Annotated in this window: 16 protein-coding genes and 1 riboswitch; of the genes, 6 read left to right on the top strand and 10 right to left on the bottom strand. The window is 42.0% G+C overall.

Annotation, left to right across the window (positions count from 1 at the left end):
* Window positions 1–249: 249 nt before the first annotated feature.
* The 5 genes from A0128_RS05065 to A0128_RS05040 all read right to left on the bottom strand — a co-directional run bounded on the left by A0128_RS05065 (window position 250) and on the right by A0128_RS05040 (window position 6,685).
* Window positions 250–705, bottom strand: a complete 456-nt coding sequence (locus A0128_RS05065; RefSeq protein ID WP_069609132.1) for a hypothetical protein — start codon at window positions 703–705, stop codon at window positions 250–252.
* Between the two features lie 134 nt (window positions 706–839).
* Window positions 840–1,499, bottom strand: coding sequence for an ankyrin repeat domain-containing protein (locus tag A0128_RS05060; RefSeq protein ID WP_069606513.1), 660 nt, complete (start codon window positions 1,497–1,499; stop codon window positions 840–842).
* 438 nt (window positions 1,500–1,937) lie between these two features.
* Window positions 1,938–3,101, bottom strand: coding sequence for a YncE family protein (locus A0128_RS05050; protein WP_069606511.1), 1,164 nt, complete (start codon window positions 3,099–3,101; stop codon window positions 1,938–1,940).
* A 1-nt stretch (window position 3,102) separates the two neighbouring features.
* Window positions 3,103–5,235, bottom strand: a complete 2,133-nt coding sequence (locus A0128_RS05045; RefSeq protein ID WP_069606510.1) for a TonB-dependent receptor plug domain-containing protein — start codon at window positions 5,233–5,235, stop codon at window positions 3,103–3,105.
* 78 nt (window positions 5,236–5,313) lie between these two features.
* A riboswitch (cobalamin riboswitch) is annotated at window positions 5,314–5,492 on the bottom strand.
* 146 nt (window positions 5,493–5,638) lie between these two features.
* Entirely contained in the window at window positions 5,639–6,685 is a 1,047-nt protein-coding gene (locus tag A0128_RS05040) for a CapA family protein (RefSeq protein ID WP_069606509.1), read from the bottom strand.
* A gap of 87 nt (window positions 6,686–6,772) precedes the next feature.
* On the opposite strand from A0128_RS05040, the gene A0128_RS05035 reads away from it, so the two are divergent.
* The 4 genes from A0128_RS05035 (at window position 6,773) to A0128_RS05020 (ending at window position 11,112) form a co-directional block, all read left to right on the top strand.
* Entirely contained in the window at window positions 6,773–7,660 is an 888-nt protein-coding gene (locus A0128_RS05035; RefSeq protein ID WP_069606508.1) for a class I SAM-dependent methyltransferase, read from the top strand.
* A 437-nt stretch (window positions 7,661–8,097) separates the two neighbouring features.
* Window positions 8,098–9,495 (top strand): sensor histidine kinase, encoded by a 1,398-nt coding sequence (locus A0128_RS05030; RefSeq protein ID WP_069606507.1) that lies wholly within the window; start codon window positions 8,098–8,100, stop codon window positions 9,493–9,495.
* Window positions 9,479–9,928, top strand: a complete 450-nt coding sequence (locus A0128_RS05025) for a response regulator (RefSeq protein ID WP_069606506.1) — start codon at window positions 9,479–9,481, stop codon at window positions 9,926–9,928. The genes A0128_RS05030 and A0128_RS05025 overlap by 17 nt, the downstream gene beginning before the upstream one ends.
* On the top strand, window positions 9,925–11,112 hold the full coding sequence (locus A0128_RS05020; protein WP_156781773.1) for a sensor histidine kinase: 1,188 nt from the start codon (window positions 9,925–9,927) through the stop codon (window positions 11,110–11,112). Before A0128_RS05025 ends, A0128_RS05020 begins: the two co-directional genes overlap by 4 nt.
* A 75-nt stretch (window positions 11,113–11,187) precedes the next feature.
* On the opposite strand, the gene A0128_RS05015 is transcribed toward A0128_RS05020, so the two are convergent.
* Window positions 11,188–12,660, bottom strand: a complete 1,473-nt coding sequence (locus tag A0128_RS05015) for an SBBP repeat-containing protein (protein WP_245667203.1) — start codon at window positions 12,658–12,660, stop codon at window positions 11,188–11,190.
* A 332-nt stretch (window positions 12,661–12,992) separates the two neighbouring features.
* Here A0128_RS05015 and A0128_RS05010 point away from each other — a divergent pair, with 332 nt between their 5' ends.
* Window positions 12,993–13,217 carry an SMI1/KNR4 family protein gene (locus A0128_RS05010; protein ID WP_069606505.1) on the top strand — a complete coding sequence of 75 codons (225 nt, stop codon included), beginning with the start codon at window positions 12,993–12,995 and terminating at the stop codon, window positions 13,215–13,217.
* Between the two features lie 99 nt (window positions 13,218–13,316).
* Complete coding sequence (locus A0128_RS05005; protein WP_156781772.1) at window positions 13,317–13,556, top strand: hypothetical protein; 240 nt, start codon at window positions 13,317–13,319, stop codon at window positions 13,554–13,556.
* A gap of 64 nt (window positions 13,557–13,620) precedes the next feature.
* On the opposite strand, the gene A0128_RS05000 is transcribed toward A0128_RS05005, so the two are convergent.
* Genes A0128_RS05000 through A0128_RS04985 form a run of 4 tightly spaced genes read right to left on the bottom strand, consistent with a single transcriptional unit; the run spans window position 13,621 to window position 21,883 of the window.
* Complete coding sequence (locus A0128_RS05000; protein ID WP_069606503.1) at window positions 13,621–14,379, bottom strand: response regulator; 759 nt, start codon at window positions 14,377–14,379, stop codon at window positions 13,621–13,623.
* 6 nt (window positions 14,380–14,385) lie between these two features.
* Window positions 14,386–15,705, bottom strand: coding sequence for a diguanylate cyclase domain-containing protein (locus A0128_RS04995; protein ID WP_069606502.1), 1,320 nt, complete (start codon window positions 15,703–15,705; stop codon window positions 14,386–14,388).
* Window positions 15,702–16,874 (bottom strand): histidine kinase dimerization/phosphoacceptor domain -containing protein, encoded by a 1,173-nt coding sequence (locus A0128_RS04990; protein ID WP_069606501.1) that lies wholly within the window; start codon window positions 16,872–16,874, stop codon window positions 15,702–15,704. Before A0128_RS04990 ends, A0128_RS04995 begins: the two co-directional genes overlap by 4 nt.
* 2 nt (window positions 16,875–16,876) lie before the next feature.
* The gene (locus tag A0128_RS04985) at window positions 16,877–21,883 is read right to left on the bottom strand and encodes a HAMP domain-containing protein (protein WP_069606500.1); all 5,007 of its coding nucleotides are present in this window, start codon (window positions 21,881–21,883) and stop codon (window positions 16,877–16,879) included.

Genomic DNA, 21,883 nt, shown 5'->3' with positions numbered 1-21,883 from the left:
GTGAGGAAAGTTCGAGACGCCGTGATAGATTCTGACCCGTAGGGAAGAATCTGCTGAGTTTATGCTGCACCATAGTTGTTTGCGTAGCGGCGAGTCCCTATTAACTCAATGTAACGCTTCCTATGGGTCGCGTTACAGGTACATTGCGCCCGATAGGAAGCAATGTAGTCAAAAGCCAGCGGAGCGTTGGCGTTGACTCTTTACAAAGCAAAGAAATCAAACTGGCAACTTCTCCTCAAGAAGCAAACTTCATCCAACTTCGCACAAATCCTTCAGCGCCTTTAATGCCTTGGGCCACATATCTTCGAACATAGCCTTGTATTCTTCTACGGTTTGCATCTCTATGATCAATTCCGTTTTACCGGAGCCTTGTTCTTTGAACGTGTAATTCTCGAAAGAAGGAGTCCACTTTTTCACCTCTTCGCTTTCGGTATCGACGACTCCGTTGTTGATCATCCCTAAATGTTCGATCGAAATAAACTGATACATGATGTTTTCTTTGACCCGGCTGTACATACCTCCTATGGCGCCGTTTTCGTCCGGTCCCAAAAAACGGATGATACTTCCTCTTTCCCAACTTCCTTCATAGTAAGAACCCGCGTGAAACGCTTCCGTCCAAATTCGATAACTCTTATCGTCGAGCATCTTGTGCCAAACGGTCTTTACGTCGGCGTGAATTAAAATCGTAAAACTTAAAGTTTCCATTTGCAATTCTCTCATTCTCTAATCTGCTTTTTTCAGGAACAGGCTTCGGCAAAAATCGAATCCGTTTTTGTCTTGTCCCTTGCGAATGTATTGAATCAATTACCAATTTACTCGTTAGGATAGAACTTAAAATTTCAAAAAATCTCCAATTCTCTCGCTTCAGCTTCATTCCCTTTTTCTAATGCGATTGCGTAAGGAGTTTGTTCTTCATCGCTGAGTTTGGTTTTGTCCGCTCCTTTTTTTAAAAGAATATGAATGATTTCCGTGCTTCCGGGACGACTCGCCGCGATGTGCAGAGGAGTGATCTTTCCCGGATCTTGAATCGCATTTGCATCGGCTCCTCTTTCCAAAAGAAGTTCTACAACCGCCTTTCTTCCGGTCGCAATCGCTGAGTGCAAAGCCGTATTTCCGTAGGACATCCTACTCTTCGAAGTCAAACTCAAATCGGCTCCGGCATCGATCAACATTCTTACGATCTCAAGATGACCGAAGTAAGAAGCGAGATGCAACGCGGACCAACCGTCCTTAGAAAGAACGTTGATCTCTTTTGGAAATTCTAAGATCAGTCTTTTTGTTTCTTCCAAATCTCCAAGCGCCGCGGCTTCGAAAAGATTTCGATTCGGACTCAGTTCAAAAATTTCCCTGGAGAGATCCTGTTTCCCGTAATAGATTGAAAATAAAACCGGAGTGATTCCTTCTTCCGTCAGACTCTGGAACAGATCCGGATCCCGTTTCAAAAGACCAATCACTTTGGATTTCTGCCCGCTCGCTATCGCCTGAAAGATTTCCTGCATATTCTCACCGTCGCTTTTTTGTGCATAACTTTACCCACAAGTTGTCTGGGTCGGACGAAAATCTGTCGGAACTACGACAATCTTTCAGTGAAGGTCGCGCCCCTCCCAAATTTCGGGTGGAGGGGTGGGTGGTGGAAAAATTCCGGAGACTTTCCTCTATCACAAAATCAAACTTTTCGCAAGTAAAAATTTTCATGTAGGAATTCCTACAAAATACCTTTTCCTAGGACGATTCTCATTGTATCCCCTCTCAACTTGTGGGTAAGGTTATGCTTTTTCTGAGAGGATTGAATCTCTTTTTGAAAAAAAATCAAGAGATTTCAAAAGAATTCTCACCGCTTCTTGAAAATCAGAATTCTTTTTTTAAGAATCGAATCCGACAAAAACGTTTTCGACGTTTGAAGAAAACGGGATCCGATTCCAACTCCGAAGTTATGACTATTTCAATTCGATAATATCGTAAGGTTGTAAGTCCACGGAGATCGGAGTCGGAGTAAGAAGCGAGTTTCCCCTCTCCGTATCAAACATCGTAACTCCCGGTTGCTGAAACTGAGTATTCCCCACATATAAAATTTTATCGGAAGCAAGTAGAATACTTGAGAGACTTGCATCGTAACTGGAAGGAATGCGTAAGAGAGTAGCAATCGTTTCTCCCGTGCTCGGATTAAAAACCTTGAGAGTTTTTGTAAAACTCGAATCCAAAACAGAAGCGTAACCGATCGAATCGGATTTGACCTGAACGTTTACGATATCCCCTCCTGCAACCGATTCCGAAAATAAAAATCTCGACAGAAAAGAACGAGTTGAAAGTCGAAACGCGCTTACACCGCCGTCTATCTGACTTAAGAAACCCATTCTTCCGGGAGTCGCGAACACAAGATGAGGTTCTCCAAAAAGATCCAAGAGCTGAGGTTTGTTCACTGGATTGGATGCGGGAAACGTATAACTTCCGATAACCTTATCGCTTGGAATGTTAATTTCAAGTAGGAGAGAAGTCGTATTCGGCGGAAAAAAACCGGAAGGATCGTTTCGATCCAATCTCTGAAGACATACAAATAAAGAATCTCCTACGATCTTCATTCCGCTCATCTCAGGAATTCCGTCCGGACTTCCTCCTGCGGAAAAAGTTTCCGAGTAACTTCCCAAATCGATAAAACCCGTTACGACCATCAAAGTCGGATCCAAAATCAAAAGTCGATTCGAACCATAGAGACTAACGTAAGCCTTGGAAGGTCCCGCAAACTCTATGTCGGCCGGATTGACCTTGGATCCGAGAGAGAGTTCCGAAACCGTAATAAAGCCGAAATTCGGATCTAAAACCTGAATGCTGTCTCGATTGAGAAGATTCAAGATATAAACCCTTCCCAAACCGAACCTCGCGAGAGCGTCCGAATGAATCGGGGTCAGACCCGGATAACTATAGAGAAGAGAAGGATTGATGACCTTGAACCTTCCTCCGCCGCTAAAGTCGGTAGTCACAACTCCGATATTACCTGAAAGATTTTGAGTTAAGAGAAGGCTCAAAAAAGAAGGCCTTTGCAGATCCTGACAGGAAACATTCAAAAAGTAGAATATAATTAAAATCAAAAGTTTCGACTTCATTTCAAAACCTCATACTCAAAGTCGCATACCAACTTCTTCCGGGAAGCGGATAACCGATCAGATCGGAAATTCTCTTATCCGTAAAATTCTTCACTTCGAAGGTAAGTAAGAATTCTTTGGAAGGTGCGGATTCTTTGATATTACCCAAAGAATCTTTCGTAGATTCTCCCGGTTCGGAATAAAGAACCCAGGTAAAAAAACAATTCCAGATCTGCCTCGCAGGAATGTAGTTGATGTATTCGTTAGTTCTATCCCGGAACACGGCTCCAATATACAACAATTCCAAACCGGTTTCGAGTCGTTTTCCTTTCCAGGAAAGAGTGCTTGAAAATTCATGTCTTGGTCTTAAAGGAAGGACTTTCCCGTTTAGATATGGAGAAGAAGAATTGTTGATCGCGCTCTGATACGTATAATTGAAAAGAAACCTAAAACCGTATTTCCAATCCTCTCGATGAGAAAATTCAACGCCTCGAATCTTCGCCGAATCGACGTTCTCCGGTCTCAGAGTAAATTGAGAATTCGGAAGAAATAGAATCATATCTTTGATATCTTTTGAAAAATAAGAAACACTCGTCTTGGTTTTTAAGAAAGAATGATCGGTCTTCAAGACAAAACCGCCGTCCCCATTCCCGCTCTGCTCCGGTTTGAGATTCGGGTTGGCGATGATGCTCCCCTGCTCTCCGAACATTTCCAAAAAGGAAGGAATTCTATATTGTTTCGAAACGTTTGCTTGAAACTGAATGTCCCAGGTCTCTCTTTCAAAGATCTTCCAGACAAAACCGAATTTAGGATTTGTGAATGTAGTTTTTTTTTGATCTCTGGAAAGAGGATCTTCCTTTCGATACCAAGGTTCTTCCGAAGGAAAACGATCCTTATAGTGATCCCATGTCACGGAAGGAATCAGTAAAACCTTTGCGTCAAAAAGACGAATCTCGTCTTCTAAACGATAAGAAGAATAGGTTCTCTCTTTGAGAGGTTCGATTCTCGAGACGTAATTGGAAGGAGTCAACCTCTCTCGATCAAAAGATTCTTTCTCAAGGGAAACAAAACCGCGGATGATTTGATAGTAATCGGTGAGATAGAAAGTCGGCATGAGTTGAACACCCATCTGACGAATCTCCGCTCTTGAATTTGGAGTTCCTTTCGAAAACTCCGAACCTGGATCAAAGAGATCGTCCTTGGCCGCGGTATAAAAACTTCTCGTCTCCAGACGAAACCAATCAAAAAAAAGTCCCTTTGTATCAGAGGCGAAAGATCCGGTATAACGATCGTATTTTCTATGAACTTGATTTATTTGATTCGAGCCGGGTCCGGGAAGGCCGTGGATTCTATGATTGAAATCGTTTAAGAACTTCAGTTCAGTTTTACCGATCTGATATTTGAGAGTTCCGAAAAGCGCCGCTCTTTCAAAACCTGCGTTTTTTCTTCGATCAATGGTATCGTCTAACGTGTTTAAGACGACGGTTCCGTGATCGTTTTTAAAGGAAAAGTTTTGATCCGATTTTTCACCGAGGGCCATAAAACTCGCGCCGATCCCGTTATAAGTTCCAGTATGAGAAATGCTCGCCTTTCCGGTGTTAAATGATCCGCCTCCGATATTGATCCTCGTTTTAGGTTTTCCGGAATCTTTTCTCGTCACAAGATTCACCGATCCTCCGATCGCAGAACCGGAAAATCCGATCGGATTTCCGGAACGATAGACTTCCACACTTTCCAAACTATCAAAAGGAAGATCCGCGAGATTGACTTCTCCCCCTTGCGAATTGTTGAGAGGAATTCCGTCCAAATAAATCCGAGACTGATTCGGATTGGTCCCTCGAATCGAAAGCGTGGAATAAGAACCAAGACCTCCGAAAGAACGAACCCGAAGTCCAGCTTCTCTTTCCAAAACCTCGGGCAAAGACGTATAACGCGCCGAGGTTTCATCCAGTTTGATCGCGGTCTGAAAACCGCTCGGATTGGAACGAAAATTCTGGGAACCGGACTCGGGAGCCTTTCCGAGAACTTGAACTGTTTCAGCCTTTTGTGTTTTTGGAGAATTAGGATTCTCCTGAGCGTAAAGGCCTGCCGCTGAAATAAAAAATAGTAATATTTTAGAATATTCTAAATATCGAATGTAATTGCTTGATCCCATTTTTTACGCGGTACGGAGTAATGGGAAAGAAAAATTGGAGCTATTTTTCAAACCCGACTTTAGCTCCCGAAAGTCCTATCAGTTTGTTGTGGCTTGTTAGGTCTTCTGGCTCTCACCGATTTTGCCGCCTTCCCGTGAAACACAGTGGCCTCGTTGACAAAACTTTTTGGAGGTGATTACAGCTGCGGGTTCAGCTCCGGAATTAAACCGGATTCCCTTCCTCATTTAAGAGGATGAACAAGCTACGAGTCCAGAATTTAGGGTGTAGATCCAGGGAGCAAGAGAAAAGATTTTATACCTTTCGTCGAAATCTCGACCAAAGGTATAAGTTCTGGAAGAAAAATCGGAATGAAATCCCAAAATGATGGAGGATTTCGTAAAATCCGATTCGAAAACCGGGCTTTTATGCTCCCGGTGAAATCACTCCGTCTTCGGAAATTTTCGGTCCCTTCGAAGGAAAATCTTCTCTTGTTAATTTTCTCAAAAGATCAATCGTCTTTTTTTCAGAATCGTATTCCGGAATCGAAGCTGAATCCAATTGCAAAGGAATAATTTTCCCTTTTACAAACTTCCCTTGAGAATCCACTTCCGCCTCTAAAACAAGAGAATAACCCACGATTCCGCGAGAAGAAAGAGCTCTGTAACCCATAAAATTACCGAGCGAATAAGCGATCAATCTTCCCTTATACAATTCCATCGCGCGCACAAGATGAGGACCGTGACCGATCACGAGATCCGCTCCCGCGTCGATGAGAGAATGACTAAACTCGACAAGGTTTCCTCTGTATTCTCCGTAAAAACGTTCCATCTGATTTTTGACGTGAAGAGCGGGACCGCCTTCCGCACCGCCGTGAAAGGAAATAAAAACGAGTTGAGCCTTTCTCTTTGCTTCCTTTACAAGCGCAACTCCCTCCTCGATTTCGTTCACATTGTTATGCGACTTCAGATGTGAGAATCCGATCCAAGCGACTGAAACGTTTTTTACGTTCATATAAGTGATCATTCCCTTTTTGCCGGTATAACGAATACCTACATCGGAAAGATTCTTCTGAGTATCGTCAAAACCCTGTTGATGAAAGTCCAAAGAATGATTATTAGCAATACTTAAAATATCAAATCCGACGTCTTTTAAAACCTTCGCATAGGATGGAGGGGTTCTAAACGCAAAGATCATCTTTCTGGAAGTGTCTTTTGATGTATTCGGATAAGTGGTGAGAGTGCTTTCAAAATTCCCAAAAAGAATATCCGCACCTTTGAGATGATTCTCCACCTTTCCAAAAAGGAAAGATCTAGGATCTTGAATATTGAGAGGTTCCGGATAGTTAGTCCCCGGCACCATGTCCCCGACCGCTTTGATCTTAATCGTTGTGTTTGCTTGCGGATCGGCAAGGAGTGCGGAAGAAATCAAAAATAAAAAGGAAAGAATGGAATGAACTATAGCCTGTTTCATGTCCTTTCATGAGTTTCAGGCAGAAGATCCGCGTAAAGCAGAATTTCTATCAAAGGATTCGGATCTTTGCCCGATAGAAATAGAAGAATGGAACGTATCCCCTGCAATACCTGCGGCTCCTCGGAATTCAAACCGCTCTTCTCCAAATCCAATCATAAAAACGAAGTTTTCCAGATCGTTCAATGCAAACGTTGCGCTCTCGTCCAAGTAAGTCCACAACCTTCTCCCGAAGAAGTGGCTTCTTATTATTCGGAAGAATATTTTTTAAAACGAAGCGATCGAGGATATGACAATTATTTTTCGGATGGAGTAAGAAGCGAGATCTCCCGAGTCTTCGGACTCAATCTGAAAGATCTAGACTTCGCGACTTGGGAAAAAACTTTGTCCTCTTCCAAACGCTGTCTGGACGTAGGCTGTGCGGCCGGATACTTCGTAGACTACATGCAACAAAGACAATGGGATTCCTATGGAATGGACATCGCGGAAGCTCCCGTAAAGTTTGCAAGGGAGAAGCTCGGACTCAAGGTGGAACAAAAAGATTTCCTTGAGTGGAAAGAAGACGCTTCCGAAAAATTCGACCTAATCACCTTGTGGGCTTCGATCGAGCACCTTCACAAACCGAAAGAAACATTAGAAAAAATTTATACACTTCTCAAACCCGGCGGGAGGATCATCCTTTCTACTTGTAGATGGGGAATTCTCGGAAAAATACAAGGGCCTTCCTGGAGATATCTCAACGTTCCCGAACACCTCTACTACTATTCTCTTTCCGGAATCATCGACCTCTGCGAGTCCATAGGATTCCAAAAGAAAAAACACATCACATACGGAAGCGGGCTGACTACAAAAAAAGATGCGGGACTATTTTATAAGATTCTGAAGTATTTCGCCGATCCGACCGTGAAACTTTTTGATCAGGGAGATATGATGGCGCTCTGTTTCGAAAAAGCAAATTTAGAATCTGCACGCAGATAATCGTATCGATTCTTTGCGACATAAAAACGAAAAACATCCAAAACGTTTTCCTATCCCGGCATAAATCAACGGAATGATTCAAAAACACGAGGTTTCGTAAGCTTACACGCGATTTTATAAGAATCTAATATTCCTTTTTATAAAATTCTAAAAACCTGTTTCACTATTCTGCTTCAAAAGAGAAATATAAATTCCAAAAGAAAGAATACGGTCGAATCGAAGAAAGAAAATAAATTCTTGCCTAACTTATTGTTAGTATACTATAATCTTCAATAGATTCTGATTATTTTTAAGTTTTTCTTGCTATTTTAGAGACATTCAAGTAAAAAAGTTATCTCGATTTTAAACTTCGGACCGGCGTTTTATCATTTGATTCTACGTGAAGAACGTTTCTGGTCCTGCGCAAACTCAATTCTTTTTATAAGGTTTAGGGATTCTTGAAGAGTACGATTGAAAAGAACGTTATCCTCGGAATAGTTGTGATCACCATTCTCAACGTAGTCGTGGCCGGATCCGGATTCTATGCGATGAATCAATCTTCGGATCTTAGAAAATGGGAATCTCATACCCAGCAAGTTCTTGCCAACTTAGAAGAAGCCCTTTCCTCCTTTAGCGAAATGCACGCGTCTCTCAGAAGTTATATTCTTTATAAAGATTCTTTTATATTAGACGGATATCGCGAAAACAAAAAGATTCTTCTGAATAGGATGGAAAATCTGAAATCATCCACTGTGGATAATGCGGAACAGCAAAAAAGAATCGCTGCTGCAATTCCACTGCTGAATGAAAAAATCGAATTTATGGAGGCGACAGTTCTCAATCAAAAATTAAAATCCGCAGAGAACTATTCCGTTCCGTTTCATTCTTCCAAGGGGAACGAATTGAGTGAAAGAATAAAAACAATCCTCAAAGAGATGAAAAAAGAAGAACTCAGTCTTCTTCAATTTCGAAGAGGTGAATCCGAATCCAATCTTAAATTTTCAATCGGCCTTATCTTTTTAGCGATTATTTTCAACATCTCCTTTATTTCATTTCAGTATATTCTAATATTCAAAGAGAGCAAAAGAAGACAAGTTGCGGAAGACTTACTTGAAAGTTCGAACGCCAATCTCAAAAACTATTCCTCTCAACTCGAAAGATCGAATAAGGATTTGGAATCCTTTTCTTACTCCGTTTCCCACGACCTTCGCGCCCCGATTCGAGGTATATCAGGTTTTTCTAAAATTCTAATGGAAGACCACGGAGATATCCTGCCTGACGATGGAAAAAGGGTTCTGGAAATCATAATGCAGAACGCCCAGAATATGGGTCAACTTATAGACGACCTTTTGGAATATTCCCGCTTAGGACGAAAAGAAATTTTATTCACGAAGATCAACATGAAAGAGTTGGCGCAAAAGGTTCTGGAAGAGGTTTCCAATTATTATCCAAATTCCAAAGTGCAAACCGCAGTCGGAGAACTCCCTCCCGCTAAGGCTGACTCGGGCCTTCTCAAACAACTTCTTTTTAACTTAGTATCGAATTCCTTCAAATATTCAAGGGAGAAGGAAAACCCGAAAATCGAGATAGGATCTTTCGACGACGACGGCGAGACCGTTTTTTTTGTGAAAGATAATGGAGCCGGCTTTGATATGAAATATCAGCATAAATTATTCAATATGTTTCAAAGACTTCATCATCTGGAGGAATTCGAAGGAACCGGAGTGGGTCTCGCAATCGTTAAAAGAGTCGTCGAAAAACACAGCGGAAAAGTCTGGGGAGAAAGTCAAGTGAACGAAGGAGCCTGTTTCTATTTCACACTGGGAGCTCACGATAACGATGCACAACTTACATGATAATTTGATTTCAATTCTTTATGCCGAGGACAACCCGCAGGATTCGGAACTCGCTCTGAGAAGTTTAAAAAAACATAATCTGACAAATCAGCTAAAACTCGTAAGAGACGGAGAGGAAGCCTTAGAATATCTTTTTGCAACCGGGAAATATGCGGACCGAGATAAAATGCAGCTTCCTTCGTTGATTCTTCTCGATTTAAAAATGCCAAAGATTGATGGAATCGAAGTGTTAAGAAAAGTCAGAAGCGAAGAACTTACAAAATTCATTCCGGTCGTCATTCTTACTTCCTCCGCGGAAGAAAAAGACATCGTCGAAAGTTATCGTTTAGGAGTGAACAGCTACGTTGTCAAACCGCTCGAGTTTACAAAGTTCAGCGACGTCGCTTCCGAAATCGGTTTTTATTGGATCCTGATGAACAAACGCGTTTTATGATGATTCAAAGAAAAGTTTATATCGTCTGTATCGAAGACAATCCGAACGACCTCGGCTTGATGATCCGTCAGATCAGCGGGAGTGGTTTAGATTTTTCTTATAAACAAATTCAGACAAAAGAGGAACTCATTCAAGAAGTTCAAACGAGCGAACCCGACTTGGTTCTTTCGGATTTTTCTTTACCTTCCTTTGACGGAATGGAAGCGTTAGAAATCGTCAGAAAGTATCATCCTAACGTTCCTTTTCTCTTTGTTTCCGGTTGGCTCGGCGAAGACGCGGCGATCGAGGCTCTCAAACAAGGTGCGACGGATTATATTTCCAAAAACAAAATCTCCAAGCTCAACTTCTCCATCGAAAGGGCTCTTAAAGAAGCGGAAGAAAGAATGTTGTTAGACGAGGCTGAAAAACAAAACGAAACACTAAAGTCTCAATTGATCCAAGCCCAGAAGTTGGAAGCGATCAGCCTTCTCGCCACGGGAGTCGCCCACGAAATCAATAATCCACTTACGATCATCATCAACTACGCACAATTGATCTTAGGTCAAAGTCAAGACGACTCCATTCTGAAATACGCAAGTAATATTCTCGATGAAGGTGAAAGAATTTCAAAGATCACAAAAGATCTGTTAAGACTTGCGAGACAAGAAAAACACGTCTTTTCCAAAGTGAATTTTCAAGAAGTGGTTCAGAAGACGGTTTCACTCTGCGAACAACTCTTTAAAAAAGATACGATTCATATTGAAATGCAGATCCAAGATTCTCTTCCCGATGTGTTCTGTGTTCCTCAACAAATTCAACAAGTTGTTCTCAACCTTTTGAACAACGCAAGGGACGCGCTCAATCAAAGATATCCGAAATACGATTCCAATAAGATCATCGTCATCAAGGCTAAAAAATTCGAAAAAGATTCGAACCTCTGGATTCAGATGAGCATCGAAGATAGAGGTATCGGGATTCCCAAAGAAGAAGCCAAAAAAATATTCAGTCCCTTTTTTACCACGAAAAAAGTAGATAAGGGAACGGGACTTGGACTTTCCGTAAGCACGGGAATAGTCAAAGATCACGGAGGCGAAATATATTACGAAAGTAAGGAAAGCGAATATACTCGTTTCTTTATAAACCTGCCGGTCCGTTCCGAGATCGACAAAGGATCTGGTTCTTCTCCGCAAAAGAATTTTGCGTAAGGTGAAAGAGTTCGAAGAACCCTCTTATAATAGAACAAGAGAAGAAGTTACAAAAATAAAAATCGAATCCGACATTCAATGAAATTTAACGATAAATAAATCGACGGTGCCCGTAATCGGATTTCCGTCCAAGCTGCGATCGGTGCCCCCGGTAGCATAAAGATTTCCCAAAGGATCCGATGCAATCGCGTTTCCGTTCGTGGTTCCACCGGCCTCGCCCGTTAATCGGACCCACTTTTTATTCCCAGCGCTATCATACTTTGCAACGAATAAATCTTGAATTCCTGTAAGCGCAAGACCGTCTAAACTTCCCGTTGTAAATCCGGCTGTATATACGTTTCCAAAACTATCCGCCGCAATTCCAGTTCCGTTTGTATTTTGTCCTAACGCACCCAAAAGTTTTGTCCACTGCTTTGTACCGGCGCCGTCATACTTTACTACGAATAAATCCTGTGTTCCAATTAGCGCTTGTCCGTCCATATTCCCGCTGGTTCTTCCAGTGGAATAAATATTTCCATTTCGGTCGGACGTGATTCCATTTGCAACCGTCACTGCGCCCGCCGCTCCGGAAAGTTTTGTCCATTGTTTTGTACCTGCGCTGTCATACTTTACCACAAATAAATCCACTGTCCCAGTGAGCGTTTGCCCGTCTAAATTTCCGTCCGTAAAACCAGTCGTATAAACGTTTCCATTGTTATCGGAGGCGATGCCGTTCGCAGTCGTCGACTTTCCAGCAACACCCAGAAGTCTCGTCCATTGTTTTGTGCCGGCGCTATCATACTTCACAACGCAGAGATCCGTTGTTCCAGTGACTGCTTGCCCGTCTAAATTTCCGCTCGTAATTCCTGTTACATATACGTTGCCAAGCACGTCCGAAGTAATTCCGAACCCATTTGTAATTGCGGAAGCTAAACCTGAAAGTCTTGTCCATTGTTTCACTCCTGCACCGTCATACTTGGTAATAAAAAAATCTAACGAACCAGCCGGAGTAAGTCCGTCCAAACTTCCGATAGCGCCTCCCGTACTATAGACGTTAGAACCATCGGAAGCAATCGCATTCGAGGTGGTCTCCGCCGCACCCGACGATCCTCCCAACATTCTTGTCCATTGCCTCGCTCCGGTACTATCATACTTGGTGATAAGCAAATCCAATGTTCCCGGACTATGGATTTGTCCGTCCAGATTGCCCACTGTTCTTCCCGTTGCAAAGACGTTCCCTGAACTATCGGATACGATACCGGTTGCGCTCGTGGAAAATCCGGCTCCACCCAAAAGCCTCGTCCATTGCTTCGCTCCCAAATTTCCAGTTTCTCCTACACCATTCCCATCCATTAGGCGAAACAGACCGAATGCCAATAACAAATTTGCCGCTTTGTCGTCTTGGACATTGTCTTTAAGAAAAGCGGCGGTGGCCGCGGGCCAAGGCGTGCAAGAAACGAAGAAGAGAATCATAAAAGTGATTGAGAGCTTATTTTGAAAACTGATTGTTTTGTTTAAATTATTTTCAAACATATCAAAGCGCAAAATATAAGAATGGAATTTATACATAGAGATCACCCGACTCAAAGAACGTATCTTTTATCCCTTTACCGAAATGTATTTTATTCGGGGAAGAATTTCATATCTAAGTGGATAGAACAATTAGTCTACTGTCAACGATCATCTTATTTGTATCGTCTTTGAAAGATGTATGACGTTTCATTTTAATTTTTGAAAATCTGAATCGTCGAGCATTCTTACGATTCGATATCATATCTTGATTCCTAAATCTTTACCGTTGATTCCTTGTTTGCCGATATGCTTTGCTAAAGAATGTCCCGATTTTATCCTTAGCACATTCAGGATTCTAATCGTTTAGGATTCACAAAAAGAGAAATTGCTTGAGAACATCGCATTCAATTTCAAAAATATTCGCTTCCTTAAAAGAATTATATTCTTACACCGATGGGCAGAAAGAAAATCACACTCAGCTATTTAATAATTTCTACTTTATGAGCAGCGATAACTGCCTCGAAACAAAACGATCCTTAGATGAGCAAGCCATAGAAGAAGGATGGAAAGAAACCTGGTTTCCATTTGGGGAAGACGGCATGGGGCAATATTGAGTCGTCGATAAAAATTCAGGAAAAGTTTTCGAGTTTCAACACGATAACCCGGAGCGACCGATTATAGCCGAATCCCTGGAAACTTATCTCCAAGACTTGGTGGACGATCTGAAATCCGGAGAGACCGTCTACGACAACGAATTAGGAATTGTGAATGCAAAAGAATTTGAACTTTTTTTAAAAGAAAACCGAAAAAGCAAAGAAATAGACTCTCTTTTTTTAAAAACGATCGGTCGGATTCTTCCAGGGCGGCCAACTCGGGACGACATTTTAGAATGGGTGATCGCTCTCATAGTGGTGGCGATCTTCCTATTTTTCAAAAACTATTTTTTTAAATAGAGGGTGTATATCAGGAATGGATGTCTATTAGAAGTCAAACGACAGTTCCTATTGAAAAAGACCACTACTCATTCTTTTCTCGAATTACGAAAACTTTTCCTATTACTTGACCTTCGTTATCAACAATTTCCCGAGTAAAAATCGACACGCTTCTCTTTTGTCCATTCCTCAATATTAAATAGCCCTCTTTCGGAATAGAAAGCGAATCGGAAGTATTTTTTCCATATTCAACGTTGTCTAAATTTATAATCGGAATAAAATTAAGAATTTCTTTTAACGATCTTCCTATCACCTCTTCTTCCTTTCTGCCCGTCAGCCTAAGCGCGATCGTATTAATAAAATAAACAGCCTCGGTGTTGTCTATTGCAATGATTCCTTCGCCGAGACTCTTAAGCGTAAAACGAGTCAATTGCTCATTTTTCTGAATTTCTTTTTCAGAATCGCTTTTATATAGAATAAGTTCGATTGCGATCTGCAATTCACGCGTTTGAAATGGTTTTAAAATAAACCCGTTCGGATTTGTCTTTTTCGCTTCGTTCATCGTATCGGCATCCGAAGAAGCCGTAAGATATATGATAGGAACATTCAAAAATTCTTGTATTCTTTTCACAGTTTCGATTCCATTTAACCTCCCTTTAGAAAGTATAATATCCATTAAAATCAGGTCCGGCTGAAAATTCTGAGCCTGCTCAATCGCGTCTTCCCCCGTGAAGGAGGCAATAAGATTGGAATAACCCATTCTCAGAAGACGATGTTTAATATCCTGCGCAACAAGGGTTTCATCCTCTACGATAAGTATCTTCGATGATTCCTTTGTATCCATTCGTCTTCACACAACTTTTATATCATTTTCTAATGAATAAAACGAATATGAATTTTTTCCCTTTAATTTAGATTTGTACATCGCTGAGTCGGCATAACGAATCAGTTGATCAAGGTCGGAGCTGTCTTTCGGATAAATTGAAATCCCGATGCTAACGTTAAGCGTAATCGAGAATCCTTCTATTGAAAAAGGTTTTTTCAAAGAGGAGAATAATTTTTTGACCACCTTTTCCGCGTCGATCGGATTTGCCAGATCGTTTAAAATAATTATAAACTCGTCGCCTGAAAGTCTTACCACAATATCGTCTTCCCGAACAATCGCCTTCATTCGCTCGGAAAATTCCTGTAACAATCTATCTCCGGTCGAGTGCCCCATGGAATCGTTTATTTTCTTAAAATCGTCGATATCTAAAAATAGAAAAGACATTGTGTATTCTTTTCGTTTTGGTCTCGCAATCTCTATGTTTTTTTTAAAACGTTCAAAAAGTAGAGTTCGGTTCGGCAATCCAGTAAGCGGATCATGATACGCAAGATATCTTACGCATTCCTCAGTGACTTTCCGTTCCGTCACATCTCTAAAAACGAGCACCGCCCCTAAGGTAATCCCGTCTTCCATTTGAATGAGAGAAGCCGTACATTCGATCGGTCTATCCCTTCCAAATTTATCGATCAAACGTATATCGCTTACAAAAAGAATCTGTTCCTTATTCTGCAAAATATAAGAAATCGGGTCCGTCTGTTCATCCTGCTCGGAATACGAAACGATTCTAACAATCTCTTGAATCTTTTTCCCGCTGACATCAGAAATACTCCAACCGGTAAAACCTTCCGAAATCCGATTCATAAACGTAACGTTTCCGAACGCGTCCGTCGCAATCACAGCGTCTCCAATACTTTCAAGAGTTGTTAAGAGAAGTTGTTGATTCTCTTTCAGCTTTTTCTCCATCTTATGTTTATTCAAAGCGATTTCGATAGCTATCTGAAGTTCCAGAGTCCTCACAGGTTTAAGTATGTAACCGTAAGGCTCCGTTTGTTTTGTCCGAACCAATGTCTGATCATCCGCATAGGCGGTGATATAAACCACGGGTACATCCATTGTTAACCGAAGCTCAGTTGCCACTTCGACTCCGTCGATTTTTCCCCGCGTCAACATTATATCCATCAAGATGATATCTGGCTTTAATTCGGAGGCAGATCGTAATGCGTCCGCGCCGTTTTTGGCAATTGCTGGAAATGGATAACCTATCTTGACCAGCCGATCGCGTATATCTCTCGCGACAATATTCTCATCTTCCACAATCAAAATTTTTGCCGAATAGTTATTCATTTTTTTACCCTGCTCCAATCCATGGCAGTCAACTTAAACTTTGTTCCTCCCGTTCTATCCAGAGTCAAGGTCGCGCCGATTTGATCGGAAAGTATATTCACTAATTGTAATCCAAGTGAATCAGTCTGATTAAAATCTATTTCCTCCGGAAAACCGATCCCGTCGTCCTCAACCGTCAAAACAAAACCTTCTTCTAAATTCTTAATCGAAATATAGATATTACCTTTATTGCGTCCTTTAAATCCGTATTTTAACGAATTCGTAACCAACTCCGTGACAATAAGACCGCAGTGAATAGCCGAATCAAGCGTCAGAAAAATCGCATCGGCCTCTATTTCAAAGTTAATCTCGGAGTTAACCCTATAAGTACGAAGAAGGTTCGAAGTGAGATTATACAAATATTCTTTAAAATCCATCTGAGCTAAATCTTTGTTTTGATAGAGCAATTCATGTATAAGAGCGATGGATTTGATTCTTGATTGAGCATCTTCGAACAAATCGAAAGACTTAGAATCGGTTATATAATTTGATTGAAGATTTAGAATACTAGAAACGATCTGAAGATTATTCTTAACTCTATGATGAATTTCACGAAGTAAAACTTCCTTTTCACGCAATGAGTTTCTCAAAGCGTCTTCAGCCCGTTCCCTATCGGAAATTTCATTGATTAAGTTTTGATTTACTTTATTCAATTCTGCGGTTCTTTCTTCGACTCTTTGTTCCAGTTTATCATGGCTTTCTCTCAACAATTCATCTTGAAGCGTTAGAATTTGATTTTTTTTATGAAGATCGACAAAAACTGAAGCTTTCGATTTTAAGATTTCGGGAGCGACCGGCTTTATCAGAAAGTCAACCGCGCCCAATGAATATCCTTTAAACATCCAAGACTCATTGTTTCCATAGGCGGTTAGAAAGATGATTGGAATCTGTGCACATTTTTCTCTTTGGCGAATAAGAGACGCAACTTCAAACCCGTCCAACCCCGGCATTCTTACATCCATAAAAATCAAAGCAAAACCGTCCGGTTCCAATAAGGCTTTCAGCGCCTCGTCGCCGGAACGCGCTTTGATAAGATTCAACTCAGGACTTATCAGAATTTTTTCCATAACCCAAAGATTGTCCGGATTATCATCCACGATCAGAACATTCACTTTTACTTGTGAAGACATAACTATCTACATAGCCAAACGTGCAGAAGGGAGAGCAATTGATCCACGTCTACCGGCTTTGTGATATAATCAGTAGCTCCCGCTTCGATACATTTTTCCCTATCCCCCTTCATCGCCTTAGCAGTAACGGCTACGATCGGAAGTGAAACGAACTTATCCATAGATCGGATTGCTCTCATCGCTTCATATCCATCCATATCGGGCATCATCACATCCATGATGACAATTTCTATATCAGGAGTATCTTGTAAAATCCGGATACCTTCACTAGCGTTCTCCGCAAATGCGACTTTCATTTTTTGTCTTTCGAATACGCTTGTAAGTGCGAAGATATTACGAACGTCATCGTCCACAATTAATACTTTATGACCTTTTAATATAGGATCGTTATGAGAAGAATCCAGAATCATTTTTCTCTGGGAGATCGACATACTTTCTTGAGATCTGTGCAGAAAAACCGCCGTTTCCTCAACCAAGGCGGACATCGTTTCCACCTCTTTGATCGTATTCGTATCTTTAAGGCTTTGTATCTTAATCAATTCGTTCTGATTTAACGGGCCTTCAGAATAAATCACAATTGGAAGTTGATCCAATCCTAGTTGATTGATTTCTTTGATAAGATCGAAAATATTGCCCCCCGAAAATTTGGAGGAAACAATCAAACAATCCATCTGATTCTTTTGCATCCTTTCAATCATATCCTTTGAAGAAGACGCGGTCTCTATTCTAATATCAGAATTTTCGATTAGCTCGATCAACTTACTCGTTTGTTCTTCGTTATCGTCGGCAATCAGCAAAAGTTTTGGACGTCTTTCTATAAACTTTCTCATCTTATCGATTGCGTGTAACAAAGACTCTTCGTCTACGGGTTTTGTAATTTGTCCGAGAGCGCCCATTCTCAAACTTCTTCTCCATTGAATATCGTCGGAAACGATCAAAATCGGAACGTGTCGAAACTTTGGATCTCTTTTTAACCAATTGAGAATGAACCAGCCGTTCATATCGCTCAGATTAAAATCGAGAATAATCGCATGGACTGAATAAGCCTTTAAAAGAGAAAGTCCGGTCTTTCCATCCAATGCAACCAATGCCTTGAATCCGTTCTTTCTTACTAATTGTAAAAGTTGCCTTGCTAACGTTTCCTCCGCTTCTATGATCAATAAAACTTCGCCGGAAAGCTCGGAACGATCGTCTTCTATCATCTTAAAAGGAGATCGATTGTTTTCTCGAAAAGGTACTTCCTTAAATATATTTGGAATATAAGTTCCGCCGCGCTCATCCAGCACGGGGGGTTGCACCCATTTCGAATCTTCTTTAAGATTTTCTTCCTCCAAAAGAGATTCTTCAGTCGGTACGTATTCGGACGGAAGATAAAGAGAGAAAGTGCTTCCTACTCCGGGTTCGCTTATAAGTCGGAGCTCACCTCCAAGCAATCGAGTGATTTCCTTACTGATAGAAAGACCTAAACCCGTACCTCCGTATTTTCTACTAGTGCTTCCATCTGCCTGACGAAATGCTTCAAAGATAAGACTTTGTTTTTCGGGCGGAATCCCGATACCCGTATCGATTACAGAGAACTCGATTACCGATCCTGCGTGGTCTAGAATTTTATGTTCTGCGCTCCAGCCTTCACTAACCGTTTTGATATGTAAAAGTACACTTCCTTTTTCGGTAAACTTAAAGGCGTTTGAAAGTAGATTTCTAAGAATCTGTTGTAACCTCTGTAAATCCGTTGTCATCCGAACGGGAAGTTCGGAATTCAAGTCTACTTGAAACTTAAGCTCCTTATTTCTTGCAGTTTCTCGAAAGGATCTCTCCAGATATTCTGCAAGTTCTCTAAAGGAAACCGAGTCAAGATCTACAGTCATTTTTCCGGATTCTATTTTAGATAAATCTAATATATCGTTAATCAACTGAAGCAAATCGTTTCCTGAACTATGGATTGTACGCGCATATTCTATTTGTTTCCCGGAAAGATTGTCGCTCTCGCTATCGAACAACAGTCTGGATAGAATCAACATATTATTGAGCGGAGTCCTTAGTTCATGCGACATGTTTGCCAAGAATTCAGACTTATATCTTGAAGTAAGGGCAAGTTGTCTGGCTTTCTCCTCCAAAGAATGTCGAGCTTGTTCTACTTCCATATTTTTGCGTTCGACTTCGTTGTTGTTTTTTGCAAGCAGTCTCGCCTTCTCTTCCAGCTCATCGTTTTTTTCCTGCAACTCTTCTCTCTGATCTTTCAGGAGATCTTCGGAAGCTTGAAGTGATTTCGCCTGATCTTCCAATCGTTCGTTCGTCTTAGTCAATTCTTCCTGACGACCTTGCAACTCCTCCGTAAGAGTCTGCGATTGAATCAAAAGTTCTTCAGTCCGCATACTCGCCGCGATCGTATTCAAAACGATTCCGATACTTTCAGTCAATTGATCTAAAAAGTTTAAATGGATGGGTGTGAAATTCGAAAAGGAAGCCAATTCTATAATCGCCTTAACCTCGCCTTCAAACAATACGGGTAAGACTACGATATTCAATGGGGCGGCTTCGCCCAATGCCGAACTAATCTTGATGTAATCGGATGGAACGTGAGTGAGAAGAATTCTTTCTTTTTCAAGAAAACATTGACCGACCAATCCTTCCCCGGGTCGGAATCGATTTGAAACATACTTTCGTTCTTGATACGCGTAGCTTACAAGCAATTTGAGAGAAGGTTCATTTTCTATCATCTCCGTAATAAAAAATGCGCCGTGTTGTGCCGAAACAAGCGGGGCTAATTCCGATAGAATGAGCTTACTCACGTTTACTAAATTTCTTTGACCTTGTAATAACCGGGTAAACTTAGCGAGATTCGTCTTTAACCAATCTTGTTCCGTATTGATTCTAGTCGTTTCACGAAGATTTCGAATCATCTCGTTGATGTTATCCGAAAGTGCGGCCACTTCTCCCGCGGCTTTTACCATTACGGTTCTGGATAAATCACCTTTCGTTACCCCCGTCGCAACTTCTGCGATCGCTCTCACCTGGGTAGTTAAGTTACTTGCCAATTGGTTTACGTTATCGGTAAGATCTCTCCACAAACCCGCCGCACCCGGCACGCTCGCCTGACCACCCAACTTACCTTCAATCCCAACCTCGCGTGCGACGGTAGTTACCTGATCACCAAAGAGACCGAGCGTATCGATCATGTCGTTGATCGTATCGGAGAGTTCGGCGATCTCTCCTTTTGCTTCTAAATAGAGTTTCTTTTTTAAATCACCATTCGCGACCGAAGTTACGACCTTTGCAATACCCCGAACCTGAGTAGTAAGGTTGTTCGCCATGAAGTTTACGCTGTCTGTTAAATCCTTCCAAGTTCCCGCAACACCACGAACGTCAGCTTGACCGCCAAGGATTCCCTCCGTTCCCACTTCTTTTGCAACCCGCGTTACTTCCGATGCGAAAGAATTTAACTGATCCACCATCGTGTTGATCGTGTCTTTGAGTTCTAAGATCTCACCCTTAACGTCCACGGTAATCTTCTTAGACAAGTCACCCCGTGCTACGGCGGTCGTCACATCCGCAATGTTACGAACCTGTCCCGTCAGGTTCGAAGCCATTGAGTTTACGCTGTCTGTTAAATCCTTCCAAGTTCCCGCGACACCACGAACGTCGGCTTGACCGCCAAGGATTCCCTCCGTTCCCACTTCTTTTGCAACCCGCGTTACTTCCGATGCGAAAGAATTTAACTGATCCACCATCGTGTTGATCGTATTCTTGAGTTCTAAGATCTCACCCTTAACATCTACAGTAATCTTCTTAGACAAGTCACCGCGCGCTACGGCAGTCGTCACATCAGCAATGTTACGAACCTGTCCCGTCAGGTTCGAAGCCATCGAGTTTACGCTGTCTGTCAAATCCTTCCAAGTTCCAGCAACACCTCGAACGTCGGCCTGTCCTCCGAGCTTTCCTTCCGTTCCCACTTCTTTTGCAACCCGCGTCACTTCCGATGCGAAAGAATTTAACTGATCCACCATCGTGTTGATCGTGTCTTTGAGTTCTAAGATCTCACCCTTAACGTCCACGGTAATCTTCTTAGACAAATCACCCGTTGCAACGGCCTTAGTCACTTCCGCAATATCACGAACCTGTCCCGTCAGGTTCGAAGCCATTGAGTTTACGCTGTCTGTTAAATCCTTCCAAGTTCCCGCAACACCACGAACGTCAGCTTGACCGCCAAGCTTTCCTTCCGTTCCCACTTCTTTTGCAACCCGCGTTACTTCCGATGCGAAAGAATTTAACTGGTCCACCATCGTATTGATCGTATTCTTGAGTTCTAAGATCTCACCCTTGACGTCCACGGTAATCTTCTTAGACAAGTCACCCCGTGCTACGGCGGTCGTCACATCCGCAATGTTACGAACCTGTCCCGTCAAGTTTGAAGCCATCGAGTTTACGCTATCTGTTAAATCCTTCCATGTTCCCGCGACACCACGAACCTCGGCTTGTCCTCCGAGCTTTCCTTCCGTTCCTACTTCACGAGCCACCCGCGTCACTTCCGACGCGAAAGAATTTAACTGGTCCACCATCGTGTTTACGATTTTGGCTGTTCGAAGGAATTCCCCTTTCAATGGACGTCCTTCGATTTCCAAAGACATGTTCTGAGAAAGGTCACCGCCGGCGACCGCTCCGATCACTCTCATGACTTCCGTATTCGGTTGTACTAAGTTTCCGATTAAGGAGTTCACGGAGTCCATACAAGCCGCCCAAGAACCGGTGGCCGCAACTGCGTTGATTCTTTGAGAAATCTTACCTTCCTGACCGACCTCGTTACTGATCCGCTCGAATTCTTTAACCATTCGATAATTTTGATCTACAATATCATTGAGTACGTCTGCGATCTTACCCGAAATTCCTACACAATCCAACGGCATTCTTTGGGAAAGATCTCCTCTCTTAAAGGCCGAGAGGACTTCTAGTATTTTTTTTAAATCGAGGGAGTCTTTTTCGGTTAGCTCTGCCGTTGCTGAATCTGTCAT

This window comes from Leptospira tipperaryensis, from assembly GCF_001729245.1.
Lineage (GTDB): Bacteria > Spirochaetota > Leptospiria > Leptospirales > Leptospiraceae > Leptospira > Leptospira tipperaryensis.
This window is presented reverse-complemented; position numbering and strand designations above follow the sequence as displayed.

Coding starts and splice junctions, on each gene's coding strand:
- A0128_RS05065 (WP_069609132.1), bottom strand. CDS start 705: ATGGAAACTTTAAGTTTTACGATTTTAATTCACGCCGACGTAAAGACC.
- A0128_RS05060 (WP_069606513.1), bottom strand. CDS start 1,499: ATGCAGGAAATCTTTCAGGCGATAGCGAGCGGGCAGAAATCCAAAGTG.
- A0128_RS05050 (WP_069606511.1), bottom strand. CDS start 3,101: ATGAAGTCGAAACTTTTGATTTTAATTATATTCTACTTTTTGAATGTT.
- A0128_RS05045 (WP_069606510.1), bottom strand. CDS start 5,235: ATGGGATCAAGCAATTACATTCGATATTTAGAATATTCTAAAATATTA.
- A0128_RS05040 (WP_069606509.1), bottom strand. CDS start 6,685: ATGAAACAGGCTATAGTTCATTCCATTCTTTCCTTTTTATTTTTGATT.
- A0128_RS05035 (WP_069606508.1), top strand. CDS start 6,773: ATGGAACGTATCCCCTGCAATACCTGCGGCTCCTCGGAATTCAAACCG.
- A0128_RS05025 (WP_069606506.1), top strand. CDS start 9,479: ATGCACAACTTACATGATAATTTGATTTCAATTCTTTATGCCGAGGAC.
- A0128_RS05020 (WP_156781773.1), top strand. CDS start 9,925: ATGATGATTCAAAGAAAAGTTTATATCGTCTGTATCGAAGACAATCCG.
- A0128_RS05015 (WP_245667203.1), bottom strand. CDS start 12,660: ATGTATAAATTCCATTCTTATATTTTGCGCTTTGATATGTTTGAAAAT.
- A0128_RS05000 (WP_069606503.1), bottom strand. CDS start 14,379: ATGGATACAAAGGAATCATCGAAGATACTTATCGTAGAGGATGAAACC.
- A0128_RS04995 (WP_069606502.1), bottom strand. CDS start 15,705: ATGAATAACTATTCGGCAAAAATTTTGATTGTGGAAGATGAGAATATT.
- A0128_RS04990 (WP_069606501.1), bottom strand. CDS start 16,874: ATGTCTTCACAAGTAAAAGTGAATGTTCTGATCGTGGATGATAATCCG.
- A0128_RS04985 (WP_069606500.1), bottom strand. CDS start 21,883: ATGACAGATTCAGCAACGGCAGAGCTAACCGAAAAAGACTCCCTCGAT.